Source organism: Synechococcus sp. NOUM97013 (assembly GCF_014279815.1).
Taxonomy (GTDB): Bacteria; Cyanobacteriota; Cyanobacteriia; order PCC-6307; family Cyanobiaceae; genus Synechococcus_C.
On record NZ_CP047941.1, the window covers coordinates 2,307,283 to 2,322,238 of the forward strand.

At 53.0% G+C, this 14,956-nt stretch carries 12 protein-coding genes; 6 read left to right on the top strand and 6 right to left on the bottom strand.

Annotated elements, in window-relative coordinates:
* Positions 1-10: 10 nt before the first annotated feature.
* Entirely contained in the window at positions 11-412 is a 402-nt protein-coding gene (gene gloA, locus SynNOUM97013_RS12550; RefSeq protein ID WP_186480076.1) for a lactoylglutathione lyase, read from the bottom strand.
* 145 nt (positions 413-557) lie between these two features.
* Here gloA and eno point away from each other — a divergent pair, with 145 nt between their 5' ends.
* Positions 558-1,850 carry a phosphopyruvate hydratase gene (gene eno / locus SynNOUM97013_RS12555; protein WP_186480077.1) on the top strand — a complete coding sequence of 431 codons (1,293 nt, stop codon included), beginning with the start codon at positions 558-560 and terminating at the stop codon, positions 1,848-1,850.
* Positions 1,851-1,946: 96 nt separating this feature from the next.
* Here eno and SynNOUM97013_RS12560 read toward each other — a convergent pair whose 3' ends face one another.
* The 3 genes from SynNOUM97013_RS12560 to SynNOUM97013_RS12570 are packed head-to-tail and all read right to left on the bottom strand — an operon-like array spanning position 1,947 to position 4,666.
* Positions 1,947-3,629, bottom strand: coding sequence for an AarF/ABC1/UbiB kinase family protein (locus SynNOUM97013_RS12560; RefSeq protein ID WP_186480078.1), 1,683 nt, complete (start codon positions 3,627-3,629; stop codon positions 1,947-1,949).
* Positions 3,626-3,937 carry a hypothetical protein gene (locus SynNOUM97013_RS12565; RefSeq protein ID WP_186480079.1) on the bottom strand — a complete coding sequence of 104 codons (312 nt, stop codon included), beginning with the start codon at positions 3,935-3,937 and terminating at the stop codon, positions 3,626-3,628. Before SynNOUM97013_RS12565 ends, SynNOUM97013_RS12560 begins: the two co-directional genes overlap by 4 nt.
* 57 nt (positions 3,938-3,994) lie before the next feature.
* Positions 3,995-4,666 (bottom strand): hypothetical protein, encoded by a 672-nt coding sequence (locus tag SynNOUM97013_RS12570; protein ID WP_186480080.1) that lies wholly within the window; start codon positions 4,664-4,666, stop codon positions 3,995-3,997.
* A gap of 462 nt (positions 4,667-5,128) precedes the next feature.
* Between SynNOUM97013_RS12570 and SynNOUM97013_RS12575 the strand changes: the two genes are divergently transcribed.
* The 3 genes from SynNOUM97013_RS12575 to SynNOUM97013_RS12585 all read left to right on the top strand — a co-directional run bounded on the left by SynNOUM97013_RS12575 (position 5,129) and on the right by SynNOUM97013_RS12585 (position 10,605).
* Positions 5,129-5,740 carry a hypothetical protein gene (locus tag SynNOUM97013_RS12575; protein WP_186480081.1) on the top strand — a complete coding sequence of 204 codons (612 nt, stop codon included), beginning with the start codon at positions 5,129-5,131 and terminating at the stop codon, positions 5,738-5,740.
* Positions 5,741-6,322: 582 nt separating this feature from the next.
* The gene (gene lanM / locus SynNOUM97013_RS12580; RefSeq protein ID WP_186480082.1) at positions 6,323-9,520 is read left to right on the top strand and encodes a type 2 lanthipeptide synthetase LanM; all 3,198 of its coding nucleotides are present in this window, start codon (positions 6,323-6,325) and stop codon (positions 9,518-9,520) included.
* Positions 9,508-10,605 carry a cupin-like domain-containing protein gene (locus SynNOUM97013_RS12585; protein ID WP_186480083.1) on the top strand — a complete coding sequence of 366 codons (1,098 nt, stop codon included), beginning with the start codon at positions 9,508-9,510 and terminating at the stop codon, positions 10,603-10,605. The genes lanM and SynNOUM97013_RS12585 overlap by 13 nt, the downstream gene beginning before the upstream one ends.
* A gap of 217 nt (positions 10,606-10,822) precedes the next feature.
* On the opposite strand, the gene argJ is transcribed toward SynNOUM97013_RS12585, so the two are convergent.
* Positions 10,823-12,037, bottom strand: coding sequence for a bifunctional glutamate N-acetyltransferase/amino-acid acetyltransferase ArgJ (gene argJ, locus SynNOUM97013_RS12590; protein WP_255443107.1), 1,215 nt, complete (start codon positions 12,035-12,037; stop codon positions 10,823-10,825).
* A gap of 76 nt (positions 12,038-12,113) precedes the next feature.
* On the opposite strand from argJ, the gene coaE reads away from it, so the two are divergent.
* The gene (gene coaE, locus SynNOUM97013_RS12595) at positions 12,114-12,764 is read left to right on the top strand and encodes a dephospho-CoA kinase (protein WP_186480085.1); all 651 of its coding nucleotides are present in this window, start codon (positions 12,114-12,116) and stop codon (positions 12,762-12,764) included.
* A gap of 91 nt (positions 12,765-12,855) precedes the next feature.
* On the top strand, positions 12,856-13,476 hold the full coding sequence (locus SynNOUM97013_RS12600; protein WP_186480086.1) for a hypothetical protein: 621 nt from the start codon (positions 12,856-12,858) through the stop codon (positions 13,474-13,476).
* Here SynNOUM97013_RS12600 and gatB read toward each other — a convergent pair.
* Positions 13,454-14,926, bottom strand: a complete 1,473-nt coding sequence (gatB, locus tag SynNOUM97013_RS12605; protein WP_186480087.1) for an Asp-tRNA(Asn)/Glu-tRNA(Gln) amidotransferase subunit GatB — start codon at positions 14,924-14,926, stop codon at positions 13,454-13,456. The two genes, SynNOUM97013_RS12600 and gatB, sit on opposite strands and share 23 nt — an antisense overlap.
* Between the last annotated feature and the right edge of the window lie 30 nt (positions 14,927-14,956).

The following is a 14,956-nucleotide window of genomic DNA, read 5'->3' on the forward strand; positions in this document are numbered from 1 at the left end:
TCGGCCTCACTCAGACGGACGCCGAACGGGAGGACAGCGCGATTAGTTCCACCTTGTATCCATCAGGGTCTTCCACGAACGCAATCACCGTGCTGCCGTGCTTCATCGGACCGGGCTCCCTCACCACCCGGCCTCCCTTGCCGGCGATGCCAGCACAGGTGGAATAGATGTCTTCCACCCCAAGGGCGATATGGCCATAACCATCGCCGAGCTCGTAGCTCTGCGTATCCCAGTTGTGGGTGAGCTCAAGCACGGTGTTGTCCTTTTCATCCCCATAGCCAACGAACGCCAGGGTGAAACGACCTGATGGGTAGTCCTTGCGGCGTAGCAACTGCATGCCCAGCACGTCTGTGTAAAACGCCAGAGAACGGTCCAGATCACCCACCCGGAGCATGGTGTGGAGCATGCGCATGATCTGGACTTATCGCTGCTACCAGCATGGTGCATCCGGTTTATTCATGCCCAACCACAGGGGGACGGTTGGCGTTGGTGCAGACCGACACAGTGCCGGGAGGCAGGGCGACTCATAGGATCCCCGGGTCTTCGATCCACATCACGTGTTCGATTCCCTCGATCTCGTCATCGACACCATCGTGGCCCGTGAGGTGCTCGACTCCCGCGGCAATCCCACAGTGGAAGCTGAGGTTCTGCTCGAAGGTGGTGCCAGCGGACGCGCCATCGTCCCCAGTGGTGCCAGCACCGGAGCCCATGAGGCCCACGAGCTGCGTGACGGCGGTGATCGCTACATGGGCAAGGGTGTGACCCAGGCGGTGAATCACATCGAAGAGCGGATCGCTCCGGCCCTTTGCGGCCTCTCCGCTCTCGATCAGGCCGCGGTTGATGCCGCCATGCTCGAGCTGGATGGCAGCGACAACAAGTCCAACCTCGGAGCCAACGCCATCCTCGCGGTGAGCATGGCCAATGCCCGCGCCGCCGCTAACGGCCTTGGCCTTCCTCTTTACCGCTATCTGGGAGGACCGATGGCATCGCTGCTGCCGGTGCCGCTGATGAATGTGATCAACGGTGGCGCTCATGCCGCCAACAGCCTGGACTTCCAGGAATTCATGCTGGTGCCTCACGGCGCTCCCAGCTTCCGTGAAGCCCTGCGTATGGGCACCGAGGTGTTCCACACGTTGAAGAAGCTGCTCAGCGATAAAGGCATGAGCACCGCCGTGGGTGATGAAGGGGGATTCGCTCCTGACCTGGGCAATGTGGAAGCCGGCGAAATCCTGGTGGAAGCCATCACCAAGGCGGGTTACAAGCCTGGTGAACAGATCTCCCTGGCACTCGATGTCGCCAGCACCGAATTCTTCGAGAACGGCCGCTACGCCTTCGATGGCGGCAGCTATGACAGCGCCGAGATGGTCGGGCAGCTGGAGCAGCTGGTGGAGAAGTTCCCGATCGTGTCCATCGAAGATGGCCTCGCAGAGGACGATTGGGAAGGTTGGAAACTGCTGACCGAGCGCCTAGGCAGCAAGGTGCAACTGGTGGGTGACGACCTGTTCGTCACCAACACCAAGCGCCTGCAGCAGGGAATCGACAGCGCCACTGCCAACTCGATCCTGATCAAGGTGAACCAGATCGGTTCGCTCACTGAAACCCTGCAGGCCATCGATCTGGCTGGCCGCTCCGGCTACACCAGCGTGATCAGCCATCGCAGCGGCGAAACCGAAGACACCACCATCGCGGATCTGTCGGTCGCCACCCGTGCCGGGCAAATCAAGACCGGATCCCTGAGCCGCAGTGAGCGGGTGGCCAAATACAACCAGCTGCTGCGCATCGAGGACGAGCTGGGCAGCCAGGCGGTGTACGCCGGTGCTGTCGGCCAGGGCCCCCGCGGCAAGGCCTGACCGTTCACCCTTTCAAGTCAGTTCAATCGATCCACCCAAACCTCCGAAGCATCGGCACCTTGGGTGGATTTTTTATGGCTGGAATCTCAACAGCAGTCAACGTTGCTGAGATGACAGCGATTCCAGGCGAGCGTCCTTACGCAACTTGACCTGAAGCTTGAGCCATCCCATGCCCACCGGCACCGCAGCTCCCAGGGGCAGCAACGCCCAGAGAGGGCGGGCACTGGCTCCCATCAAGGCCGCCGCCACAGCCAGGCCACCGAGCAACACGGACTGACCAATGGAGTGCTGCGCCGTGACCATCCGCCGGAACTGGCGGTCGGATTCGCCCATCCGGATCTGCAGTTGCAGATCGCCTTGCTCAAGCCGTTCAAGACTTTCATCCAAACGGCGCGGAATCCCAACCGCCCGGGAACTCAAGGCACCGACCTGACGGCCGAGTTCATTGAACAGATCACTGGAGCCGGATCCACTGGATGTCATCAGAGGCAGCAGATAGGGCTTGGCGATACCCACCAGGGTAAATCCAGGATCCAGGCTGCGACCGACGCCTTCAAAAGTGGACAGGGCCCGCATCACAAAAATCAGCTCCACGGGCAGCCGGAAAGGCTGGCCGTAAACGAGCTCGTACAAATCGGTGGACAACTTGTCGATGACCGAGGCACTGAAGGGAGGCGTCAGCGCGTCTTTGAGCATCAAGCGCACCAGCCGACGCACCGGACCGGGGTCAACATCCGCAGCAATCACGCCGGCAGCCTGCATCTCCTCCACCAGCAGGGCAGCATCACGCGCCGCCGCTGCACTCACCATGGAGCCGAGCCGGCGACGCAGGCGCTCAGACAACTGCCCCATCATCCCGAAGTCGTAATAGATCAGGGCACCATCGCTGGCCACAGCGAGATTGCCGGGATGCGGGTCAGCGTGGAAAAAGCCGTAGCGAACCAATTGCTGCAGATAACTGGCCGCTCCGATCTCAGCCACTTCAGACGGATCAATTCCCGCCTCCAACAAAGCCGGACGATCGTTGATCTTGATACCAGGCAAATAGTCGAGACACAACACCCGACGGGTGCTGAGCTCCCAGATCACTCCAGGAACCCGGATACGGGACTCATCCAGAAACTGCTGACGGAAGCGGGCGGCATGCTGCGCTTCAAGACGGAAATCAAGCTCACGCAGCAGTACCCGCCGACATTCCTGGGCAATGGCCACCCAGTCACGTCCTCGCCCCCACTGGGGATGGCGTTGCAGCACTGCCGCCACCTGTTGCATCACCTCAAGATCAAGGCGGAACAGCACCTCAAGCCCAGGGCGCTGAATTTTGAGCACCACCTGGCGTCCGCTGCGCAGGCTGGCGCGATGCACCTGCGCGAGGGAAGCCGCCCCGAGTGGCTGCTCATCCAAATCGATAATCTCGGCGCAGCGGGCACCAAGCTCTTCCTCCAGCAAGGCCTGCGCCTGATCGAAGGGGAAGGAGGGAACGTTGTCCTGCAGGTCGGCCAGTTCAGCGACCCAGCCAGCTGGCAGGACATCGGGCCGAGCCGACAGCAGCTGCCCAAGCTTGATGAAGGCAGAACCCAGATGCAGCAGCTCCGCCGTCAACCAGCGGGCCCTCTGCTGCTGACGGGTCTGACGCCGCTCCGGCGTCATGCCACCGGGATAGCTCCAGCTGCGACTGTCCCACCACAACAGCACCACCAGGACCAGGACCGACCGCCAGATCCGCAACGCCCTCAGGCCCCTGCGCCAGGGGAGAGCGCGAGCCCGCCAACGGTTCAAGGTCGCTCCTCCAGTCGCATGCTGAGTTCAGCGACCTGCGCACGCAAGCGATCGATGCGTTGCTGAAGCGGCTCGTGTGACTCCGGGTCGCTTGCCTGTTCTGATGCCGACCCCGAGTCACGGGTCTGTTGCAAGCGTTCGGCCTCAGCCTTCACTTCCTCCTGAAACAGATCCCATTCCTGACGGATGCGATCGGGAGCGTCCTGAACCGCCACAGCAACACCTGCGGCCGCATCGGCCACGCCTTCGCCGACGCGGGCAATGAGGCGATTCATGGCCGCTCTGAACAGGGCGTCCGGGGGAGTCATGGCCATTGATTCAGTCATGAAACTGTGGCAGATCCCAAGGCGCTCACGTGACCTGCATCAAGGGGTTGGTGGCGCAATCGGCGGAGCAAGAAAGTTCTGCGAATCAAACGTGGGTTGCGGTGTGCTGACGGGTTCGGACACGGGCAACACCTCTGATGGCCCTGAGTCCGCTTGAACCGGAGCCTCCATCACAGGAGTCGTCGGGAAGCCAGCATCTGTCTCCTGCACTGCAGGTTCGAGCGTTGGAGAGAGCGGAGTGCCTGGATCGGGCGCCATTGTTTCCGCCGCCGCCGGCAAGGTCACAGATGCTGGATCCTGCAGCTGCTCTGCTGTAACCGGCAGCACAGGGGCCGGCTGGGGGCTCAAATCGAGAGCTGGCTCACGCAGAGCCGCCTGCTGCTGTGTCTCGCGTTGTTCAGCTTCTGCAGCAATCGCCTCGGCCTCACCATTGATCTGGCGCTTCTCTGCATCCCGGGCTTCCTTGGCCGTCACATCACCCATCAAGGGCTGATCGGCCCCATACAGACGCCGCAGGGAATCGAGGGACTGCCCGGGAAAACTACTTTGTTGAAAGGATGCTTGCTGCGTGCCCTGCTGACCTTGGCGCAGCATCACGATGCGCTGCGTGATGCCATAGCCCAAAGCGAAGCAAGAGCCGGCCACCAGAGGTCCCACCCAGAACCGAGGGCGCTTGGGCCGCTTCTTTTCAGCGTTTCTGGTGGTACTCATATCAGATCCCGATTGATGAACACCGAGCCGTCGAACGCCCCCATTCTCACCCCGAATTAGGCTTAGTGCCGCTCAACGTCATAGATCGCGAGTAGCGACAGGCAACCTCTGTGCTGTCACGACCAGCAACGAGACGCCAACTACCCACTCGGTAAAAGCGAGATCCGGACAGAAACGAGTAAAACCAAAGCTGAGAACCGTTCGGCCAAAAACAAGTATTCAACCCTGACGCTCAATTTACATTATGAATCGACTACATATAACACGAACAATAATCGTCAAACCTTTAGTATCTCGGAGCTATGCGCAACCAGGCAGGCTACGAATCAAGGCAAGATTAAAAATAGAATAAACCCATAAGTGTTAAAACCAATATAAAGAAAGCATTAACCCCAAAAGCCAAGGAAAACACACTGCGTAGCATGAAATTGCACAGCACAACTACTTACACGAGCGCTTGCCATGAGTGGTTCACCGCAAGATTTTCTCCAAGCCGTATGGAGCAGCGATGCTTCAACCCAAGAATTTGCAAATAATCCAAAATCGTTTATGGAACGCTTTGGATTCAGCTACGGAGAGAACGTGAGGGTCATTCCTCATTTTGACAATGAAACCAGCGTAAATTTAGTAGTCCCCGAAAGCACTCCCGAGGTCGAAACTGCAGCTCAAGGCAATGCCGACCCAGCAATCAATACTTTAGTCAAAGCCAGCAAGGATGAAGCTCTTAAAAGAGAATTACTCGAAAACGGAAAAACAACTTTAGCCAATAATGGAGTACCGGTCATTTCAGGGATCAATTACCAAGTATTTGCAAACACCGCGACAGAGATGCATGTCGTAATTCCGACCAATCCAGCGATAGCGCAAGCAAATGCAGAACTGGAATTGGCAGCTGGAGGATTGAGCCAAGGCGCCAAGTGTGGAGTCGGCGCTGGAGGTACTACGGTGGCTTGCGGCGCAGTTGCAATTGGCCTTGGTATCTTTAGCACAGGAGCCACAGCTGCAATAGCCGGCGGCACATCTGCCGTAGCAGCTGGTGGAACTGGCATAGGCTCAGCTGTTGCCAGCGGCTGAATCCAGAGCCGAAAGAAATACTTTTCCAAAGACGCATCAACCTAAACACAAAACAAACAAACCATGTTGCCGAAGACTCTTTTAACAAGAGGCAATACTTCGGCAACATTTTTTGTTTAAGCTTCAAGAAAAAAGCGAACCAATAAAAAAGGTCGGATCAACGTGCAATAGCAAAGGCAGGTCCAGCAAAACCTTCAATGCCAATTATTCATTCCTTGGGGTCGCTGAATCATCTCGGCAGAGTCAAGCGAATCAAAGGCACACCTTCAACTTATAAAACTCCAAACAAGACAGCCAAGGAGAGCAGCCATCACACTCACAGCTATCAGCCCTTGAATCCCAAAACATTCAGCTTAAAACCCGACAATAGTACACAAAATTAAACTAGCTGCCCACACTAAAACAACCAGCTGGCACGATCAACCAGGTACTGACAATATCCTCCAATCAGAGCATCTACAAACCAGCAAATTGTCACAAGTTGACTTTAAATTGCGCGACAAATGCTGCAAATACCGCTCAACCCCAAACATGACAAATTCATTTTGCGAACTATAATAATAATGCCAGCATAAGCAAGACTTGATCGAAGAGATTGTTGAAATCGCCCAAAGGGCATCAAATATCCGTGAGCGCATTGCGCATTATCGGTCACGAAAGCATTGCGCATATGACCCACAAGGCAAATACTATTCAGATGAATTCATAAAAAACCTTACTCCTGAGACTCAGAATGAAAACCTGTTGAGATCTCGACTTCAATATCTAGCCATTCATAAAGATGAGCTTGTTGAGGCCTTTAGTTGCATGCCAATTTACTCATCATTCACCCTGCCAAAATGGGCACAAACGCTTTTAGAAATAATGAGTACTTATGAATTAAATGAATGCAAGCCAAAAGAAATTAGACATCAAACAGAAGACGGATTCTTGCTGTTTCCAAAACTACTGGCCCCATTCACAAACCACTTCGACAAAAACTTAGAAAAATTACTGGCGGTGTACCCCTCAATATTTGAATTACAAGCAATCCTGGATTTAAAAACTGAACTTCTCATTGAACTATCAGAGGTGACAGCGAGGGTCGTCAGCACAGAACTGTCAATGAAAAAATATTTTTACGAGAAAAATAAACCAACACGAGAACCCAAAGAAAGATATCAAGACTACATGGATCAATTTGTCGACAATCCGCAGCAACACATCAGGCTTTTTCTACGCTATCCCGTTTTAGCGCGTTTACTATGCATGATATGTTCACAAACGCTGGAAAATCTTACAACATTTGCACATCGCTTTGAAAGCGATCGCTCTGAGATCGCAAAATACTTTAAACCAGAAAAAACTTATGAAAAACCAGATCTTTCAATCATCAGGCTGTCATTTACCCATTCCGACCCTCACAACCAAGGCCAAAAAGTCTGGAAGGTCACAACCAATCATTCCTTCTCATTAGCGTACAAGCCAAGAAGCTTTGATATTGACAAAGCTTACGCCGACATCATTAAGTGGTATAACAACGGAAGCCAACATCAATCTTTAAAAACAGCTCCTTTTATCTCAAGAAAACATTATGGGTGGACATTATGGATTGACACGAACAGAAGCGTAGCGAGTCGGAAAGAAGCCAGTGATTACTTTCAACGACTTGGCGCACATTGTGCGATACTGTTTTTGCTTAACGCGACAGATTTTCACGAAGAAAACTTCATCATCCAACAATCCGATCCAATTCCAGTCGACCTAGAGACAATTGGATCAAGTTGCATGTCGTATTATACGCCAGAGAATACTTCTGACCTGCCATTTTATCTTGAGTCGTTATCACTTTCAATCCAAGCACTAGGCGCTTACCCACGTTGGCTTCAAAATAAAAGCGCAGGGGCACCGGCCATAGCACTCGGGGGCTCAGCCGGTCGTCAATCCATTGACAACAATACGCTTGTCATTCGTTGGAATCAGGTTGGAACTGCGGATTTAAACTATCAATATGTGGAAGGACCTGTTGGTTGGATATCACTGTCTCCTCAAATCAACGGCGAGGAGCAAAAATTAGTTCACTATATTGAAGACTATTTGGCAGGCTTTGAAGATGCATATTTACATTGTTTAGAGAACAGATCTTTTCTCTTGAAGTCAAAAGAGTCCCCATTTTTGGCATTCGACGGACTCAACACACGCGTTGTGCTTCGCAATACACAAGAGTATTTTGATCTCCTACAGCCAGCAACCTCACACGACATCCTTACAAGTGGCCTGGCTTATTGTACTTTCCTAGAAAAGATATGCCACAGACAACTGGGCAATTATGCACATAATCTCTATTTCACTTCAGAATCAGAAGCAAATTCACTATTTTCCCGAGATATTCCGTACTTTTCAGGAAGAATTGGAAGGACAACTGCTGACGGTCAAACGGAAAAACCCTACGGAAGCAACGATCCCAAAGCATTCACCTATAAACTTAAAATTGCCAGTCAAGCCAAGCTTGAAGACTATAAACAGCAGATCAAATCGATATTTGGTTCCTACCAACAATCTATCGAACCGCCTGCGCTATCCGTTAAAGCAACACAAGCGCCACAAACGAACAAAGACATATTAATCAAAGGAGTGCGCAATCTCACAGATCTGTTTCTCAACTCAATGGTGACCATTGCTGGCTTCAATGGTTGGTATAGCGTTTACTCTTACAAGCAAAATCCAACTATATCCTACAGATTTCCACTCCCCTGGACGAGTGCGGGTACTGCAGGAACATCCATATTTTTAAACAATGCAGCAACTATGCTTAAAGATTCGAGTTTATCTACATTAGCCGAAAAATTATCAGTGAACTCATTGAGTGAGCTCATAAAGAACTTTGGATTAGCCGATCAATATTCAATTGCACTTTGCAAGGGGCTTGAAGGAATTGCATCACCAATTTATGCCTGTTTGTGCGCGCATCGGCTCTCACAATCCGAAAGAGCTTTGGAGCACGCGGCAGATTTTATTGAAACGATGGGCACAAACTATAAAAACATAAAATTGAGAGATTTATCTCTTATCTCAGGAGCCTCCGCAGACTTAATTGTATTAAGTGAACTATATCAAAGGACTCAACGACCTCTTTTAAAAGAGATTATCAATGTTTTGGCCATGAAACTTGTAATGGCACTTGAATCTCTGAATTCTTTTTTAAACACAAATCCACAACTACAACCCATAGAGCCAGGAGTTGCCCATGGCATCTTTGGAATTTTATTGGCAATCGATAGGGCTAATGATGTTGAACCGAAAGACATTTATCGATCAGTCATTCTTCACTATGGATACAAGGAAATGAAACGGTACCTTGATCAACCCAACGAACGTGATGAGCGCTTTACAGGCTGGTGTCGTGGACCCGCTGGTGAAGGCCTTGCAATTCTTGATAACCAACTCCTGCTCAATTCTCACCTATCAATGATGACAAATGATTATATTGACACAACAATAGAGCTCACGAAAAGAAGTCTCGGCCAAGATTTTGCCCATCTTTGCTGTGGGGAGTCTGGTCGTTTGATTTTTTTAGCAACAGCTGGTGAACAGCTAAATCGCCCTGAATTATCAGATTTAGCTGTCAACCAATCAGTTAATCTGCTAAGGCAATATGAGGATACAGGATATCTGATGATGCAATCTATTACATCGAGTTGCCTAGTTCCTGGATTACTAGATGGACATGCCGGCATTGGCCTTGCCTTATTAAGTGTTCTTCACCCAAAATCAACATCCAATTATTTATGCCTGCGATGAACCCTTTTTCAAACATCGATCGTGTAGAAACAATCTCGCCAAAAAACTTTTTTGATGATTATATTCTTCCCGCAAGGCCTTTAATCATCGAAGATAGTTTATGCGGTAGAGCTCTGCATTCGTTCGCCCACAAAGCGAGGCTTCCAAAACGCTACCTCCATAGCTTGATACCACTTTCTTATGGGTTTGGAAATTTTTTAGATCAGCAAAATAGAGCCTTAACGGAAGAAGAAAGTGCGGCAGTAAAGTCGCCTCCTTGCGTCACCTTGTCTGATTATTTAAATGAATATCAAACCGAAAAATTTTCGGGACTCTATTGCAATGAGGTGGCTTTGCCGAAAGCGATTCTCTCTGACTACTCGAGACCAAAACTGACGGAACTTGGCTTGCTTGATGATGTTGATTATCGATTCTTTGTTGGAGGAGAAAAAAACTATGCACATCTACATTTCGACGGCGACCTAAGACATGTTCTTTTTCATCAATTGCTAGGGGAGAAGACAATTGTTTTAATCCCCATATCTTCTACTGATAAACTTTTACCAGTAGCGCATTGGTCAGGGCACTGTCTTCAAAATTTTTCGAATCAAGAGCTGAATGATTTTGTTCACTATGTAGGTGGAAGCTGTATCAAACTTTCTGCAGGTGAGACACTTTATTTCCCGGCTGGAATTTGGCATTTTGTTCGCTACGAGTCGTTATCCATCTCCATCGCATGCCGATTTGGACGAACCCAAAAAATTAAGTTTCTTGGTAACAACGTCCACAAAAATGACGAGTTTCTGAAAATATTCTCACAGTTATCCGCAAGTCAATATTCGAACTCAAATGAGTTTTTCGAGGTGGTAACTGACAACTTAATTAAATCGTATTCACTATTTTCGGCGAGCTCGTCGGAAAAGGTGAGTCAGATGAATCAAGCTTACAGATCAATCGCTGCACAATACGGCAGAAGCAAAAGTGAATTATTCTTGCCCTTTTCCAGCGAATTTTCTTTGGCAATACAATCTTTATACGAGAGCAAATACGCCCAACACGTCGATCAAATGCTTCGAGAAAAGATGGGATGGATTAGTGCTTCGTAAAAGGCTTTTAGAGAAGCATGAAATATGGATATCCAACGTAAATGCACTTTTGATGCAAACCTCAAATCTAGAATTAAAATCTTGAAAAAACGCGAAATTCAAGACTTTTTCACTGAGTGAGCTATCGCTGAAGCAAAACGCTTTAATTACGCAGTCGCCAATCATGAGTTTTGACTTTTGCCCATGGAAACGGAGACATCCCACCTCCAACAGATTTCTAGGTCGTGTAATCGGCGTTGATTCGCACGTATTGATCCGATAGATCACAGCCCCAGCCGGATCCAGAGCCTGGCCCCGTGCCGACATTCAGACGAATGACGACGACGTCATCGTCCAAATAACGCCCACAAGCCCGCTCGCTGAGATAGATGGAGGCCGCCGAGCGATCGAAAGCGAGGGGCTGACCATCGGCCATCAGCTGGTGGTCACCGATCCAGAGGGCAACAGCGTCAGGGTCAAACAACACACCGGAACGCCCCGCCGCCGCAACAATCCGACCCCAGTTGGGGTCTCTGCCATGCACGGCGGTCTTGACCAGCGAGGACCCGCAGACCGTGCGAGCCATGTGCACAGCGTCCTGGTCGCATGAAGCTCCCTGCACCTGCACCTCGATCAGACAGGTGGCTCCCTCCCCATCGCGGGCGATAGCACGCGCCAGATGTTGCGCCACCCGGGTCAAACCCTCCTCTAACGCTGCATAAGCCGTGTCTGGAAGCGCTTCACCAGCGGCAAAGGCCAACACCGTGTCATTGGTGCTGGTGTCGCCATCGACCGTGATGGCATTAAACGATCGCCGTACAGCTCGCTGCACCATTCCCTGCCACACATCAGCGGGGACCCCGGCATCACAGGTGAGGTAGCCCAGCATGGTGGCCATGTCGGGATGGATCATCCCCGATCCTTTGGCCATGCCCCCAAGCCGGACCCTACGCCCAGCCAGGGTGGCTTCCAAAGCGATCTGCTTCTCCACCAGATCGGTGGTGAGGATGGCACCAGCAGCGGCAGCTCCACCCTCGGGATCCAAAGCGTCCACGAGCGGGTCTAAGCCACCAAGCAACACCTCCATCGGGATCGGCACGCCGATCACACCTGTGGAGCAGATCAGCACCTGATCAGCGTCGACACCCAAACGATCTGCCAGGGCCTGCGTCGCACGCTGACTGTCAATCAAGCCGCGATCACCCGTGCAGGCATTCGCCTGTCCGGAATTGATCAGCACCGCTCGGGCCTGGCCTCCAGTGGCGAGCAAACGTTCAGCGCAAAGATCCACGCAAGCGGCACGCACCACCGAGGTGGTGAAGGTGCCGGCACAGACCGCACCCTCTGGCGCCAGAACAAGTGCAAGATCCGGCTTACCCGACGCCTTCAGCCCGGCCGTGATTCCGGCACCAAGAAAGCCGGTGGGAGCGGTGACGCCTCCCTCCACCACCATCCACTCAGAGGAAGCCCTGCTGTTGTCGGCAACCACGGATCCACGCGAGACACTGGTGTCATCCTGCCGCCGCGTCATGTCTCGCCAACGCCGCATCGGCCTGACCGGTGGAATCGCCTCCGGTAAAAGCAGTGTGAGCCGCTGGCTGGCGCAGCAAAACGTGCCTGTCTTGGACGCCGACCAGTACGCCCATGACGTCATTGCCCCGGGGGAGCCCGCCTGGCAGGCCGTGATCGATCGCTACGGCAGCGCAGTCCTGCATCCAGGATCTGACCCGACACAACCTGCTTTAAACCGTGCAGCACTCGGCAGCATCGTCTTTGCGGATGCTCAGGAGCGGCGCTGGCTGGAGGGGCTGATTCACCCCGTCGTACGAGATCGCTTCGAACACGAACTGTTGAAACTCAGCAATGAGCCGGTTGTCGTGCTGATGATCCCACTTCTGTTTGAAACAGGGATGGCATCAATCTGCAGTGAGGTGTGGGTTGTGAACTGTTCACTCGAGCAACAACGTCAAAGACTCATGGCACGCAACGCCTTGAGTGCACAAGCAGCCGATCAGCGAATCCAAGCCCAGTGGCCCCTGACCCGCAAATGTGAACTCGCTGATGCAGTAATCAACAACAGCGGCCCCCCACAACGCTGGCGAGCTCAGATTCGTGGGCTTTTAACGCCATCAACACAGCAAGCTTCCGCATCAACTGACGCGATGAATGGCCATCAATAGACGCCCACAAGCAGTCGCATCCCGACACACATAGCCGTCTTGACCAATCCATCACAAATTCACTACGTTCCGCTTCTGATCAACTTTCACCATGTCAACGCGACGGCTGAGCCTCTCCTTGGGATGGTCCGCACTCCTAATGCTCTCAGCGCAGACGGCACGGAGCGAGTCGATGCCCTACCAATGCTTCGACCGAACAACGCGTCGTCCGGTCGCCGCCAGCCTTGTTGACCTCAGCACAGCGGAAGTCAGCTGCGAACCAACAACGCTGCTCCAACCCAAGAACACCTCCTCCGAACTTGGGACAACAGCATCCCCGGAACAAGTCGAGACAGAATCCGAGATCAGCAGCGGACCAAGCCCCTACGCCGATGTCACGGCCGATCCGGACGCCGTAAATGCGACTGTGCGCAACAACCCTTTAGCCGCACGACGCTCCATGAATCTGGCCCGTGGTGCTGCAACGCGAAGGAATGGCGGTTTGAGGGTCTACCGCCCAGGAATCTGTATGTATGCCAGTGCCTCCAACAATCCCTGTTTGATTCATGCAGGACCAGCTGGATTTGAATTCAACATTCCTGGTGGATCGCCAGGGTGGGAGGAAGCAGGCGACGCCCCATCGGTGATGACGCGAGTTCTGATTGCCGCGGACGGTCGATCTGTGCTTCAGATCGACCAGAACGATGTGATCAACCCTTCAACTTCTGACTGAGGATCTGGTTCGCCAGCTTGGGATCAGCCTTGCCACCGGTCTTCTTCATGAGCTGACCGACAAAGAAGCCCTGGAGCTTGTTCTTGCCACCGCGGAAGGCCTCCACCTCAGCAGGATGAGCAGCCAGCAACTCCTCAACGATGGCCGTGATCGCTGCAGGGTCACTGATCATGCCGAGGCCACGCTCATCCACGATCGACTTGGGTGAACCGCCTTTCTCCAGCAATTCCGGAAGAATTTCCTTGGCGATCTTGCCGCTGATTTTGCCGCCATCAATCAGCTGCACCATCTCGGCCAGTTGCTCAGGACGGAAGGGCAGCGCGCCGTAGGTCAGGCGGTTGCTATTCACATAGGCAGCGATATCACCCGTGATCCAGTTGGACGCGAGCTTGGCGTCAGCCCCTGCCGCCACAACAGCTTCGAAGTAATCCGCCATCGGGCGTTCATCCGTGAGCACCCGGGCGTCGTATTGAGACAGCCCCAAGTCATCGGCGTAACGATGGCGCTTGGCCGCAGGTAGTTCCGGCAATTCCGAACGCCAGCCTTCGCGCTGATCGACACTCACCTCAATCGGTCCCAGATCAGGATCGGGGAAATAGCGGTAGTCACTGGCGCCCTCCTTGCTGCGCATGCTCTTGGTGAGCTGCTTGCCCTCGTCCCAAAGACGGGTTTCCTGCACGATCGGCTCACCGGTCTCGTAAGCCTTGATCTGCCGTTGGATCTCGTATTCACAGGCCTTCTGAATGGCCGAGAACGAGTTCATATTCTTGATCTCCACCTTGGTGCCGAACGGCGCATCCGGCCCACGGCGAACGGAGATGTTGACGTCACAGCGCAGCGAACCCTCCTGCATGTTTCCGTCGCTGACGCCGAGGTAGCGCATGATGCGACGGATTTCCGAGGCATACTCCGCCGCCTCACGGCCCGTGCGCAGGTCCGGTTTGCTGACAATTTCCGCCAACGCCACCCCAGCGCGGTTGTAGTCCACCAACGAGTGGGTGGAGCCAGCCAGGCGATCACTGCCGGCATGCACGAGTTTTCCAGCGTCTTCTTCCATGTGAAGGCGCTCAATGCCGATCTTTTTCAGATAAGTGTCTTTGCCCTTTTCGGCCACCTCCACTTCGATCCAACCGTCCTCAGCGATCGGTTCGTCGTATTGGGAGATTTGGTAGTTCTTGGGCAGATCGGGATAGAAATACTGCTTGCGGTCGAACTTGCTGTGTTCGGCAACATTCAAATTCAAAGCCATCGCCGCTTTAACGGCGTACTCGAGCACCTTCTGATTCAGCACCGGCAACGTTCCCGGCAAACCACAGACCACCGGGTCAATGTGGGTGTTGGGTTCATCCCCAAACGTGGTCGAAGCCGCTGTGAAGATCTTGCTGTCTGTACCCAGCTGCACATGGGTCTCCAGACCGATCACGGCTTCCCAGGCGCTCTCCGCAGCCATCTCTTGTCTCCATGCGTTCGCTGATCTTAT

Coding starts and splice junctions, on each gene's coding strand:
- gloA (WP_186480076.1), bottom strand. CDS start 412: ATGCGCATGCTCCACACCATGCTCCGGGTGGGTGATCTGGACCGTTCT.
- SynNOUM97013_RS12565 (WP_186480079.1), bottom strand. CDS start 3,937: ATGACTCCCCCGGACGCCCTGTTCAGAGCGGCCATGAATCGCCTCATT.
- SynNOUM97013_RS12570 (WP_186480080.1), bottom strand. CDS start 4,666: ATGAGTACCACCAGAAACGCTGAAAAGAAGCGGCCCAAGCGCCCTCGG.
- SynNOUM97013_RS12575 (WP_186480081.1), top strand. CDS start 5,129: ATGAGTGGTTCACCGCAAGATTTTCTCCAAGCCGTATGGAGCAGCGAT.
- SynNOUM97013_RS12585 (WP_186480083.1), top strand. CDS start 9,508: ATGCCTGCGATGAACCCTTTTTCAAACATCGATCGTGTAGAAACAATC.
- argJ (WP_255443107.1), bottom strand. CDS start 12,037: ATGGTGGTGGAGGGAGGCGTCACCGCTCCCACCGGCTTTCTTGGTGCC.
- coaE (WP_186480085.1), top strand. CDS start 12,114: ATGTCTCGCCAACGCCGCATCGGCCTGACCGGTGGAATCGCCTCCGGT.
- SynNOUM97013_RS12600 (WP_186480086.1), top strand. CDS start 12,856: ATGTCAACGCGACGGCTGAGCCTCTCCTTGGGATGGTCCGCACTCCTA.
- gatB (WP_186480087.1), bottom strand. CDS start 14,926: ATGGCTGCGGAGAGCGCCTGGGAAGCCGTGATCGGTCTGGAGACCCAT.